The sequence below is a fragment of the Bradyrhizobium sp. NBAIM03 genome (assembly GCF_020194055.1).
Taxonomy (GTDB): domain Bacteria; phylum Pseudomonadota; class Alphaproteobacteria; order Rhizobiales; family Xanthobacteraceae; genus Bradyrhizobium; species Bradyrhizobium yuanmingense.
The window spans coordinates 390,902-403,383 of sequence record NZ_JADYVS010000002.1; the positions used below are offsets into that span (position 1 = coordinate 390,902).

Annotated in this window: 11 protein-coding genes; 4 read left to right on the plus strand and 7 right to left on the minus strand. The window is 65.2% G+C overall.

Features of this window, described 5'->3' with window-relative positions:
* Positions 1 to 560: 560 nt before the first annotated feature.
* Positions 561 to 1,421, minus strand: coding sequence for a LysR substrate-binding domain-containing protein (locus I6F21_RS04610; RefSeq protein WP_036000125.1), 861 nt, complete (start codon positions 1,419 to 1,421; stop codon positions 561 to 563).
* Between the two features lie 111 nt (positions 1,422 to 1,532).
* On the opposite strand from I6F21_RS04610, the gene mdcA reads away from it, so the two are divergent.
* Complete coding sequence (gene mdcA, locus I6F21_RS04615) at positions 1,533 to 3,179, plus strand: malonate decarboxylase subunit alpha (RefSeq protein ID WP_225125586.1); 1,647 nt, start codon at positions 1,533 to 1,535, stop codon at positions 3,177 to 3,179.
* A gap of 12 nt (positions 3,180 to 3,191) precedes the next feature.
* Positions 3,192 to 4,472 carry a malonyl-CoA decarboxylase family protein gene (locus I6F21_RS04620; protein ID WP_225140335.1) on the plus strand — a complete coding sequence of 427 codons (1,281 nt, stop codon included), beginning with the start codon at positions 3,192 to 3,194 and terminating at the stop codon, positions 4,470 to 4,472.
* Positions 4,473 to 4,493: 21 nt separating this feature from the next.
* Here the strand turns inward: I6F21_RS04620 and I6F21_RS04625 are convergent, their stop codons facing one another.
* The 3 genes from I6F21_RS04625 to I6F21_RS04635 all read right to left on the minus strand — a co-directional run bounded on the left by I6F21_RS04625 (position 4,494) and on the right by I6F21_RS04635 (position 8,123).
* Entirely contained in the window at positions 4,494 to 6,752 is a 2,259-nt protein-coding gene (locus I6F21_RS04625; RefSeq protein WP_225125582.1) for a CHASE3 domain-containing protein, read from the minus strand.
* Positions 6,749 to 7,171, minus strand: coding sequence for a response regulator (locus I6F21_RS04630; RefSeq protein ID WP_036022871.1), 423 nt, complete (start codon positions 7,169 to 7,171; stop codon positions 6,749 to 6,751). The genes I6F21_RS04625 and I6F21_RS04630 overlap by 4 nt, the downstream gene beginning before the upstream one ends.
* Positions 7,172 to 7,409: 238 nt before the next feature.
* On the minus strand, positions 7,410 to 8,123 hold the full coding sequence (locus I6F21_RS04635) for a BA14K family protein (RefSeq protein ID WP_225113967.1): 714 nt from the start codon (positions 8,121 to 8,123) through the stop codon (positions 7,410 to 7,412).
* A gap of 240 nt (positions 8,124 to 8,363) precedes the next feature.
* On the opposite strand from I6F21_RS04635, the gene I6F21_RS04640 reads away from it, so the two are divergent.
* A complete protein-coding gene (locus I6F21_RS04640) occupies positions 8,364 to 8,771 on the plus strand; it encodes an NADH:ubiquinone oxidoreductase subunit NDUFA12 (RefSeq protein WP_036022873.1) in 408 nt (135 codons plus the stop codon).
* Between the two features lie 422 nt (positions 8,772 to 9,193).
* Here the strand turns inward: I6F21_RS04640 and I6F21_RS04645 are convergent, their stop codons facing one another.
* A complete protein-coding gene (locus I6F21_RS04645) occupies positions 9,194 to 9,880 on the minus strand; it encodes a DJ-1/PfpI family protein (protein ID WP_225140336.1) in 687 nt (228 codons plus the stop codon).
* Between the two features lie 114 nt (positions 9,881 to 9,994).
* Here I6F21_RS04645 and I6F21_RS04650 point away from each other — a divergent pair, with 114 nt between their 5' ends.
* Positions 9,995 to 10,933: a GlxA family transcriptional regulator gene (locus I6F21_RS04650; RefSeq protein WP_225140337.1), complete on the plus strand. Its 939-nt coding sequence runs from the start codon at positions 9,995 to 9,997 to the stop codon at positions 10,931 to 10,933.
* Positions 10,934 to 11,009: 76 nt separating this feature from the next.
* Here the strand turns inward: I6F21_RS04650 and I6F21_RS04655 are convergent, their stop codons facing one another.
* Together I6F21_RS04655 and I6F21_RS04660 are read right to left on the minus strand one after the other, a co-directional pair.
* On the minus strand, positions 11,010 to 11,264 hold the full coding sequence (locus I6F21_RS04655) for a PepSY domain-containing protein (RefSeq protein WP_036000102.1): 255 nt from the start codon (positions 11,262 to 11,264) through the stop codon (positions 11,010 to 11,012).
* A 38-nt stretch (positions 11,265 to 11,302) separates the two neighbouring features.
* Complete coding sequence (locus I6F21_RS04660) at positions 11,303 to 12,349, minus strand: Na+-dependent transporter (RefSeq protein ID WP_225113970.1); 1,047 nt, start codon at positions 12,347 to 12,349, stop codon at positions 11,303 to 11,305.
* Between the last annotated feature and the right edge of the window lie 133 nt (positions 12,350 to 12,482).

Consider the following 12,482-nt stretch of genomic DNA (forward strand, 5'->3'; position numbering starts at 1 on the left):
GCCTTGCAGTTCCGGCCGCAGACCAAGATCCTAGCTGTGCGTCTGATGACTGCTGCGCTCCGCAAGCGGACTGTCGCGCCACCGGCTCCGACATTTGTCCTCGTGAGCATGCTCAGAGACTGGGCTGGCGAGACGATTTGTCCTTGAGATGCGCTTGATTTTTACTTGAGACCGGCCCGGTTAAGACCAAAACGGCCTTGCGCGTTGCATCGCGCGGTGTCTGAACACCTCCAGCGCGGATCCGGGCTAGCTATGGCGCCTCAAAAGGACAGTTGGAACTCACATCCTGAGCCAGTGCCCACGACCTCATAGATTGGGTGACTTCAGCGCCTTCGGCAACTCACGGGCTAGCGCGTGTACTCATACGGGCTAGGGGCTCATAAAGGCAATGTTCGCTCCTGAGGGACGAGCGGAGATATTCTGATCTGCCAGAGCATCACTGCTTGTGACCCAGAGCCGTCATGAGACCGATGCGCTCAATACCGCCTGACGGATCCTCATCATTGCGAGATGAACCAATCTGTACCCTGGGGTTTGGACCCGCAACGGAACATATGGCGCTAAATCGTCGGGCGCGCTGGCGATTGCCCAAGTGCCAGAAGCGCTGCGGCCAGCGCCGCCGCGGCCTTTTCGGGCCGGGCTTTCTCATAGATTGCGAACTCAAGGTCAGGAAGGCGCGGCAGCCCCTCTTGCGATCCCAGAATGCGCAAACCTGCAATGACCGCGCTCGCGGGAAGCGGCGTGATGGCGAGACCAGCGAGCGCCGCCGCGCGCACACCTGTCAGGCTGGGGCTGGTATAGATGATCTCCCACGTCAGTTCGCTGTCATTTAGCGCGGCGAGCGCTGCCTCACGCGATACTGACCGCTCGCGATAGAGCGCCAGCGGCAGCACCGCGCCCGGAACCAGATCAAACGCGTCGGCGGCGGCCCAGACCATGGGTTCGCGCCAGACCAGGCGCCCACGCGACGTACCGAGCGGACGCTTAGCGAATACGACGTCGAGTCGTCCCTTGTTCAACTGCTCGATCAATTCCGCACTAACGCCGATCTGCACCTCGAGCTTCACGCTCGCGTGCAACATGGCGAAGCGTCCCAGCGCCGATGGCAGCGAGCCGCCGGCGACTTCCTCGACCACTCCAAGACGCACGGCTCCTGACAGGCGCGGCGCTGACAGGCGATGGCGGGCCGCCTCCTCGAGTTGCAACAGACGACGGGCGTCACCCAGCAGCATCTCTCCATCGTCGGTCAGCGCGACGCTGCGGGTCGTGCGCCGGAACAGCGGACGTTTGGTTTCAAGCTCCAATCGCTTGACCTGCTGGCTGATGGTCGACTGCGTCAGATTGAGCCGTTCGGCGGCGCGGTGGAAGCCGCCGCAATCCGCGACGGCAACAAAGGAACGCAAAAGCTCGAATTCCAGCATGCCGATTGATCCAAATTCATGATCAATCATATTACAAAATATCGTTTCTATAATCAATACTGGTCACCTAACTTCTGCATCGAAGACAGCGTCGAGCGAAGGAGGTTCATCATGCACGCCACATCACGACGGGGCGCGGATCGCTCCGCGAGGCTAGCTCGGGCCGCCACGATCTGCTCTGAAAAGCTCTGCCCTGCCGAGCGCGCGACCGAGTTGCTCGAAGCGATCATCGAGCCGGGCGACCGCGTTGCCATCGAGGGCGACAATCAGAAGCAGGCCGATTTTCTTGCCGCCGCCCTGACGAGCGTGGATCCGGCGCAGATTCACGATCTGCACATGGTGCAGTCGGTGCTGGCGCTGCCCGATCATCTCGCCGTGTTCGAGCGCGGTGTCGCCAATCGGCTCGATTTTGCCTTCGCAGGTCCGCAGAGCCGCAAGCTCGCCGAACTGGTCGGCAGCGGCACGGTGAAGATCGGCGCAATCCATACCTATCTCGAGCTCTATGCTCGGATGTTGGTGGACCTGACGCCGCACGTGGCGCTGATCGTCGCCGACAAGGCCGACCGCAACGGCAATCTCTACACCGGTCCCAACACCGAAGACACGCCGACCATCGCCGAATCCGCGGCCTTTCGCGGCGGCATTGTCGTGGCGCAAGTCAACGAGATCGTTGACCGGTTGCCGCGAGTAGACGTCCCCGGCGACTGGGTCGATTTCGTCATACCGAGCCCAAAGCCTTACGCGATCGAGCCTCTGTTCACGCGCGACCCCGCCAAGGTAAGGGACGAGAACGTGCTGATGGCGATGATGGCGATTGCTGCGGTCTATGAGCCATTTGAGGTCCGGCGGCTCAACCACGGCATCGGTTACGCCACCGCGGCGATCGAGCTGATCCTCCCGACATTTGCCGCCCGGCGTGGCCTGAAGGGCAAGATCGCGAGCCAATTCGTGCTCAACCCGCACCCGACCCTGATCCCGGCGATCGAAGCCGGCTTCGTCGACGGCGTCTATTGCTTCGGCTCCGAGCTCGGTATGGAGCGCTACGTCGCAAAGCACGCCGATATATTCCCGATCGGCGCCGACGGCAGCCTGCGGTCGAACCGGGCACTGGCGCAGGTCGCCGGACAATATGCCTGCGACATGTTTGTTGGCGCCACGCTGCAAATCGACGCGCGAGGCAACAGTTCGACGGCCACAAAAGACCGGATCGCAGGCTTCGGCGGTGCGCCGAACATGGGCGCGGATGCACGCGGTCGTCGCCACGACAGCCCCACCTGGCTTCGCGCCGGTCAGGAAGCAGGCGATCCCTTACGCGGGCGCAAGCTTGTGGTGCAGATGGTGCAGACCCATCAGCCAAACGGCACGCCCAGTTTTGTCGAGCGTCTGGACGCGTTCGATCTGGCCGCCTCCGCCGGCTTCGCATTGCCGCCGGTGATGATCTATGGCGACGACGTGAGCCATGTCATCACCGAGAAGGCCGTGGCGAACCTGTTGCGCTGCCGATCACCGCAAGATCGCGAGGCGGCATTGCGCGCGATCGCCGGCGACACCGAATTTGGCAAGCGCCAATCGCCTGACACAACCGAGAGCCTCCGCCGTCGCGGCATCGTGATGTTTCCGGCAGACCTTGGCATCGACGTCGGCACGGCGACGCGCGATCTGCTCGCCGCCAAGACGATCGATGACCTCGTGGCCGCCTCGAGCGGACTCTACGCGCCACCGGCCAAGTTCCGCCGCGCCGTCACCGCCCAAGCTTGAGGAGGAATAGTCATGTCCGCAATCCGCCAAACTTTCAACGATCCATCCAGCACGACAATGCCGCTCCTCGATCGCGCGAAGCAGCTCGCAGCATCGCTGCTCTCCGAGCGCAGCCAGGCGTCAGGAGCGCTGGTCGCGCGGCAATTGCGCGAGATGCTTGGTGCACTCGACGACAACGATCGCCGCTGCTTTCAGCGCTATCTCGCCACGGAATTCCATCCTCACGGTCCGGCTTTGCGCGCGGCGGCGCAGCGCTACCTCGCCGAAGGCACCGCAGAAGCCGCGGCCGCACTCGCGCGTGCTGCCGAGCCGCCGCGCCAGGAACTGCTGCGGCGAATCAACATGGCACCCGGCGGGATCAGCGCGCTGATCGCGATTCGCAGCGAAATTGCTTCATACATGCGCACTGACCCCGAACTGAAGTTGCTCGACGCGGATCTCAAGCATTTGTTCGCCTCATGGTTCAACCGCGGCTTCATCGAGTTGCGGCGCATCGACTGGCAGACACCGGCCGCGGTGCTGGAAAAGCTGATCGCCTACGAAGCCGTGCACGAAATCAAGGGCTGGGACGACCTGCGCCGGCGCCTTGCACCCGATCGGCGCTGCTTTGGCTTCTTTCATCCCGCACTTCCAGGCGAGCCACTGATTTTCGTCGAGGTTGCTTTGGTGGAAGGACTGGCCACGGCCGTGCAGCCGTTGTTGTCGCAGGACGACGGTGAAGCCATCGCGCAGCAACGCGCCGCGCGCGCCGACACCGCGATCTTCTACTCGATCTCCAATTGTCAGGACGGCCTGCGCGGCGTGGCGTTCGGCAATTTCCTGATCAAGCAGGTCGTTGAAGAGCTGCAGTCGGAGTTTCCGCAGCTGAAGCGTTTTTCCACCCTATCTCCGGTACCGGGATTTCGGCAATGGCTCGCTAATCGGCTTGCAAATGCAAGTGATCCCGATGCGGCGCTGTTATCGCAACTGGAGAGCGATAGCTGGTGGAATGACCCGGCGCAGAGCGAGAAGCTGCGCGTGCCCTTGCTGCGGCTCTGCGCTAGCTATCTGACACGGAAGCCCTCGATACGCATCGACCCCGTGGCGCGTTTTCACCTCGGCAACGGCGCACGGCTCGAGCGCATCAATTGGCTCGGCAATACCGCTCTGCGTGCGATTCAAGAATCCTTCGGGATCATGGTCAACTATCTTTATGACCACAACAGCATTGAGACCAATCACGAAGCATTTGTACGCGACGGCACTATCGTCCGTTCGCCTGATGTCGATGCTCTACTGCACATCACCGACTGAGCCGCGATCAAGTTCGTTGCGCTAGCTCGGCGCCATCCCGCCGCCGTTCAGCGCCTTGCGGATCATCTCGGCGAGCTGGTTGCGCCGATAGGGCTTGGTCAGCAGCAGCACGCCGTCGTCGAGCTTGCCGTGATGGACGATGGCGTTGTCGGTGTAGCCGGAGGTGTAGAGCACCTTCACGCCCGGCCGGCGCCTCGCCACCTCGTCGGCGAGCTCGCGGCCGCTCATGCCGCCGGGGATGACGACGTCGGTGAACAGCAGGTCGAAGCTCTGGCCGGCCTCGATCAGGTCCAGCGCCGCCTTGCCGTCGGGGGAGGCGACCGTCTTGTAGCCGAGGCTCTGCAGCTGCGCGGTGACGAAGTTGCGGACCAGCGGATCGTCCTCGACCACGAAAATGGTCTCGGCGCCGCCTTGGGCCGTCGGCGTGACGCCGGTTGCGATGTCCGCGGCGCCTTCGCCCGGCGGCAGATAGAGCTTGATCGTGGTGCCGTGGCCTTCCTCGCTGTAGATCTTGATGTGGCCGCCGGATTGCTTGACGAAGCCGTAGACCATGGAGAGGCCGAGGCCGGATCCCTTGCCGACCTCCTTGGTGGTGAAGAAGGGCTCGAACGCCTTCTGCTGCACGTCAGGGGGCATGCCGGTGCCGGTGTCGCTGACCGCGAGCATGATGTAGGGGCCCGCTGCCACGTCGGCATTGGCCTGCGCATAGGCTTCGTCGAGCACGACGCGGTGGGTCTCCAGCAGCAGCTTGCCGCCGCCCGGCATGGCGTCGCGGGCGTTGATCGCCATGTTGAGCACGGCGTTGGTGAGCCTGGACGGATCGATATGCGTCGTCATCGGCCCCTGTTCCAGGACGGTCTCGATCTGGATCTGCTCGCCGAGGGTGGGGCGCAGAAGCTTTGCGATGTCCGAGATCGCGGCGTTGATGTCGACGTTGCGCGGCTCGAGCGGCTGCCGGCGCGCGAATGCCAAGAGGTGCTGGATCAGCTCGGCGCAGCGTTCGGCGGCATCGTCGATCAGCCGGGCCGTGCGCTGCAGCTCGGGCTGGTCCTTCAGGCGCTCCACCAGCGTCTCGGTGTTGCCGGAGATGACCGTGAGCATGTTGTTGAAGTCATGCGCGACGCCGCCGGTCAGCTTGCCGATCGCATCCAGCTTCTGCGACTGGTGCAACTGCCGCTCGGTCTCGCGCGAGGTCGTCGCATCGTGATAGACCAGCACCGCGCCGGAAATGTTGCCTTGCCCGTCCCGCATCGGCCGGCCGCTGACCATGAGATGGCGCGGCGGGTTGCCGCTGTGCGGGCGGACGATCATCTCCAGCTCTTCGAACTGCTCGCCGCGCAGCACGCGCGTCGATGGCAGCTCGTCGGCCGGAAGCGGCGTGACGCCGTCGCCGTGAAACACGTCGGACAGCGCGCGCAGATTGCCGACGTTCATGCCGGTGCGATGCAGCAGCATGCGCTCGGCGGCCGGATTGGACAGCAGCACGGTGCCCTCGGCGTCGATGACCAGCACCGCCTCCGCCATGCTGCGAAACGTGCTCTGGAGCACGTTGACCGACAGGCGCAATTCGTCATGCGCGGCGACGAGGTGCTCGGTGCGTTCGGCCACCGCCGCCTCGAGCGCCGCCTTGGCGGCTTGGGTCTGCTCGAGCGAGCTCTGGAGCTCACCCGTCGTGCGGCGGCTTTCGCGCATCACCAATGCGACCAGGAGCAGGATCAGCACGGCGCCGGCGACGTCGATGCCGAGCAGCACGATGCCGGTGCGGCGCGAATCCTGGGAGCGGGCGGCGAGCAGGCGTTCTTCCTCCGCGCTCAGGCGGTCGAGATTGCGCATCACCGTGTCCATGAGGCCGCGGCCCTCGGCCTTGCTGTTGAGCGCGGCAATGCCGGCCTGGTCGTTGGCGGCCCGCAGGCGCATCGCGGTGGCGGCGATCTCGATCCGGCGCAGCGCCAGCGGCTCGGTGCCCTCAAGCAGGGCGACCTGATCGGGGGTGTCGCGCACGTCGCGCTTGAGCTCGGCGAGGGCCGGCGCGAGCTTGGCGTGCACCGCCTGGAACTCGTCGCTGAAGCCCTGGCTGCGATAGAGCTCGTAGCCGCGCGCGGCGCTCTCGGCCCGGCGCAGCAGCACGCGCAGATCGGAGATCTTCTTTTGCACCTGGACGGTGTGGTTCACCGACGCCGCGTCGGACCGCGACTTGACGTCGAGGGCGATCGAGGCCGCGGTGATGATCAGGAGGATGGCAAGTCCAACACCGAGAATGACGCGCTGCGTTGGAATCAAGGGGCTTCTTTCTGGTCCTTCGGCGGCGCGCTCTCGCCCGCGCCGGCAAGGCATTCCCGGATCGTGGTCAGCAGCGCTTCCGGCGTGAACGGCTTGCGCAGGCAGCGCGTTGCGCCGAGCTCAAGCGCCATGCGGAGAAAATCGGGAGAGGGCGAGGCGGACGAGGCGAAGGCATAGCCTGACATCGCGATCAGCGGCGTGGCAGGGGCGCGCTCGTGAAAGATGCGGATGGATTCGAAGCCGCGCATATGCGGCATGAAGATGTCGACCAGCATGACGTCGAAGGCTTGCGATTCCAGCGCAGCCAGTCCTGTTTCGCCGCCGTCGGTCAGCGTGACGTCGAAGCCCTGACGTTGGAGGAGGACCTCGATGGTCGCGCCGACCATCGGATCGTCATCAACCACGAGAATACGCGGCATGACACTTCCCAGAAGATCGAAGTCCCCACTGTGGTTTGTGATATCCGCGAATCGTGGGTCCGGTCAATTTGCGATTGGATCGCGCAGGATATGCACGGTTTGGTGCATAAAGGTCCATTTGCATCGATTTGTATTTATCCGCGAGGGTGATGGAGCCGAAAGGAGCGAGGAAGGCGCCGATTGCAAAAAAGGCGCCGCATCGCTGCGGCGCCTTTCGCCTCTAGTCTTCGCGATCTGCTTACGGGCAAGGATGCCGCCGGCCGTCGTAGCCGAGATAGGTGCCCGAGGCCGGGTCGTAAGATTTGAAGCGCCGCGCGCAATAAGCGGCGTCGCCGCCGCCATCCTGCACTACGGCAACCGACGGCTCGTCATAGTAGCCGTAGTAGTAGGGATCATCGTAATAGCCGTAGCCGCTGCCGTAATAGGCGTAGGAGCCGAGGCCGCCGATCGCGGCGCCAGCCGCAAAGCCCGGCCAGAAGCCGCCGTGGCGATGATGATGGTGGTGGCGACCGTGCCAGTGACGACCGCTCCAGTTGCCGCTGCCGCCCTGCCAATTGCCGCTGCCGCCCTGCCAGTTGCCCGCAACTGCAGCGCTACGGGTCCCACTGAAGCTCGGCGAGATAGCGGCACGGTCTGCCGCGCCCCCGACGAAACTGCCACCGCCCGGACGGACCGCGCCACCGCCTGCGAAATTGCCACCGCTCGGGCGCATCGCGGCTCCGCCCCCGAAACCGCCGCCACCGCCCTGGAACGCGGCGCCGCCGCCGCCCATGCGGGCGCCGCCACCGAAGCCGCCGCCTCCGCCACCGACCGCGGCACCTCCGCCACCGATCGCCGCACCACCGCCCGCTCCGACCGCGGCGGCACGACTCTGCTGCGCAAAGCTCGGGCTCGCCAAGGGAAGAACCAACGCCACCGTCGCAGCGGCACTCAACAATTTCAGACTGTTCATGGTAAACTCCTTTCCCGGAAAGCAACCCTGAGAAAGCGCGGGGGTTCCTGGGATCACGCCGGTTTGCGCGCGCATGGAGCCTCAGGTCCCGCCGCTGTACCGGGCATGAATGAATCGCGTCGGCTTTGCGGCAGGGGCGTGCGCGGCAGGCGGATTTGCGGGGGCGCCGACGCGCCTGCCGAACTGGACATTTCGGCCCCCGGATGGCATCAGGACCCCACGAAGCAGGGCCCTTGCCGCATGAAACAATTCTTCCTCAAGTTCTTCACCTGGTGGAATGGCCAGACCTTTGGCACCCAGCTCTGGACCAAGCGGTATGGCGAGCTGGTCGGGGAGGACGAGCAGGGCAACCGTTACTACCGCACGCGGGGCGGGGCGATCGATCCGGCGCTCGGCTTCGAGCGGCGCTGGGTGATCTATAACGGCTACGCGGAAGCGAGCCGGATTCCACCGTCCTGGCATGGCTGGATTCACCACGTCGTCGACAAGCCGCCGACCGAAATCGATTATCAGCCGCGCGAGTGGGAGAAGCCGCACCAGCCGAACCTCACCGGCACAGCGAAGGCCTATCGGCCCTCCGGCTCGACGCTCGCCAGCGGCAGGCGTCCCAAGGCGACCGGCGACTATCAGCCCTGGACGCCCGGCTAAGCCCCTTTCGGCCGACCCACGAATCACCATCGTCCAAAGCGGATGCACATGCATCCGCGCCGCGCCGCTGTGGACAACGGGAACAGCGGGGATGCCGCCTGCGCAGGTGTTGCCGCGAGGCGGGCGATGCGGCTCAATGATCCCATCTTACGGAGATGGGAGACCATCGCGTTCGGTTCGGGCAACAGTTCGCGACTGTCCCGAGATGCAGCGGCCGCCGAGGAAGGACTCGATCGGGAGATAGGCCCCCGGTCTGGAAGCTCCGACATCGCCCGATGTGAATGTGCAGCCACCGTGAGACAGGAAAGGCCGCTTGGGAAACCGAGCGGCCTTTTTCTGTCGTTGTTCGCCTCGCGTGTCCCGGACGCGCTGCAGCGTGAAACGCTGCGCTGCGTCCGGGGTACAAGAGCAAACCCGATCCTTTACGCCACCCGCTCGGCCGCGCGCTGCACCGCCTCGAGCCGCCGTGCATGGTTCTGCGCGCCGCGCTCCCTCAGCAGCGCCAGCACTTCGGCTGGCGCGGTGTCGGGCGATCCGGCATTGAACGGCGGGGCTGGATTATATTCCATCTGGAGCTGGATCGCTTCGGCGGTGGTGCGATTGACCATGATCGAGACCAGCGTCAGCGCGAAATCGATCCCGGCGGTGACGCCGCCGCCGGTGATGCGGTTGCGATCGACGCAGACGCGTGTCTTGGTCGGCGTCGCGCCGAACTGTGCGAGCATCTCCATTGCGCTCCAATGGGTGGCGGCGCGGTAGCCCTTCAGAAGGCCGGCGGCGCCGAGGGCCAGCGATCCCGTGCAGACCGAGGTGACGTACTTGGCGCCTGCCGCTTGCCTGCGCAGGAATGCGAGCACGTCCTCGTCGTTGAGAAGGTCGTTCGTGCCCTGGCCGCCCGGCGCGCAGATGACATCGAGCTGGGGGCAATCCGCAAAGGTCGTGGTCGGCGTCAGCGTCAGCACGGAATCGCTCGGTACCGGCTCGATCCGCTTCCAGATCAGGTGCAGCTTTGCGTCCGGGACCATGGCGAACACCTGCAAGGGGCCGGTGAAGTCGAGCTGGGTGACGCGCGGAAATACCAGGATTCCGATCTGGAGCGGTGACGACATGGGAGCCTCCGATAATGCGCTTGACGCCGGCAGAATGGCATGGTGCCCTTCTGTCTGAAATGGCATAATTCCCTCGCTTTCGGACATACCAACTCTACATACCAGGCTTGGCCCATGATCGGCATCCTGATCTTCCCGGACTTCCAGCTGCTCGATGCGGCAGGTCCGATCTCGGCGTTCGAGATCGCAGCGCGCTGCCTCGGCAAGGCGCCAGCCATCCGCGTGCTGGCCGCCAAGCCGGGGCTGGTGCGCAGCTCGTCGGGCGTCGAGATGATGGCGCGCGACTTCAAGACCGCGAACGCGATCACGACGCTCGTCGTCGCCGGCGGCATGGGCGTCGCGGAGGCCGCGCGCTGCGAGGTCACGCGGGCCTTCGTGCAGCGGCTGGCACGGCGCGGCGTGCGGGTCGCGAGCGTCTGCTCGGGCGCCTTCGTGCTCGCCGCGGCGGGGCTTCTCGACGGCCGCCGCGCCACCACACATTGGGGACGGACGCGCGATTTCATCGCGCGGTTTCCCAAGGTGAAGTTCGAGCCGGACCAGATTTTCACCCGCGACGGTAATGTGTGGACCTCCGCAGGTATCACCGCAGGGATCGACCTCGCGCTGGCTATGGTCACCGAGGACCACGGCGAGGAGATCGCGCAGGCAACTGCGCGGCAGCTCGTTCTGTACCATCGCCGCAGCGGCGGCCAGTCGCAGTTCTCGTCGCTGCTGGAATTGAAGGCGCCAAACGGACGCTTCGGCACGCTCTTGTCCTGGGCACGCGAAAATCTCGACGCGCCGCTGACGGTGGAGGATCTCGCCGATCGCGCCGGCATGAGCGCGCGGCATTTTGCCCGCGCCTTTGCCGCCGAGACCGGCACGACACCGTCCAAGGCGATCGAGCGGCTCAGGCTCGAAGTCGCGCGCGAGCGCGTGCAGTCCTCGCGCGAGGCGATCGAGCGCGTGGCGGAGGTGACCGGCTTCCGCGACCCCGAGCGCATGCGGCGTGCCTTCATCCGCGCCTATGGCCAGCCGCCGCAGGCGCTGCGGCGCGCGGCGCGGGCGGGGTAGGACGTTTCTCTTGACCTTGGCGAGCCCTGCGGAACGGCGAAGTCGGGCGTTGCTCAGAAGCGGACTTCGGCGATGCTCACTTGTCCGGCTTCTCGCTCACGATGGCGCCGGTTTTGGGATCGGCACGGAATTCCATCTTCTGGCCGTTCTTGATGCCTTCGCCCTCCCACCGGCCATCGTCGGCTTCAAGCTTGGTGACCTCGGAATAGCCCGCCTCCAGGATCTTGGCTATCACTTGTTGCATCGGCATCCAGTCGGGGCCGGGTCGATCGGCTCTCGCGGCCGAGCCCAGCGCGAGCGAGCCGAGAACCAAAATCACGGCAAACCTCATCGCGACCTCCTTTGGGTAACAGACCTTGAACGGCCACCTTAGATTGTTGTTCCTTCACGGCGCTCCTGTGACACAAACGAGTGAACTTCGGCCTTTTTTGCCTCGCTGGACCCATTCGTGCGTGCCGTCAGGCGCCTTGCGATCGGCATCAGCATGTACGGCGCAAAGTGAATCGGAAACTGCGTCAGCGCGAAATAGAGCCAGGTCGTCGCCGGCAGCGCGCCGGCGGTGGCCGCCAGCATCAGGCCCAGATTGCGCTGTGACACCATCAGGCCGAGTGCGAACGCGCGCTCGGTGCCGGCACGTCGGAAGATCAGCGTGGTTGCGGCGAGGAGGGTGAAGTAGACCGCAAAAGCGAGCAGCGCGACGGCGATCGTGAACAGCGGATCGGCGAGAAACTCGGTTGCGACGTCGCCCATCACTGCGGAGGCGAACACCAAGAGTATGATGATGTTGAGGCCGTCGATCGGCCGCTTGTGGCGCTGGATTGCATCACTGCCCACCAGACGGCGGATGATCGTGGCGGTCACCAGTGATGCGGCGAGGATGCCGAGCAGCTTCAAGCCGAGCGTCATCGGAGAGATGCTGAGCATGCCGCCGAGAAACAGGCTCGCGTACAGCGAGGCGGTGAATGGCACGAGCGCGGTCGAGGTCACCAGCGTGACCAGCACCAGCGCGGCATCGAGGCCCATCAGCGCGGCAAGCGCTGGCGCCGCCATCATCGGCGAGGCCATGCCCTGGAGCATCAGCGCGAGAGCAAGGCCTGGAGAGCTCGTGGAGAGCCCCGTCGCGTGGGCAGCGAGGGCGAAGATTAGCGGCACGCCGATCGTGGTCCAGGCGGTGGCGGCCGCGACCAGCGCCGGCCGGCGCAGATGTCCGTACAGCGCGCCGAGATCGACGCGCATGAAGGAGATGCAGAGCAGAAGGAAGATCGCCTCGGTGACGTAGGGGCGCAGCAGCGCGCCGAGCGGCGGCACCGCGACCGCGATGAAGGCAATCGCCGCCACCGCGCGCGTGCCCTGGCCACCAAGCCAGCCGAGGGCACGCAGGGGAAGGGCGAGGACGGCTCGGAGGAGGGAGGGCATTTCTGTCGGTATTATCGGCTGCGTAGCGCTTTGGAGGGCATGCTCGCCTTCGGCCATGGGGGTGCCCCGGCGAGGGGCTCAGGACTATCCCATCCGGGAGCCGGCCTGGCCAGACCGGGCCGGGAAGGGCAGG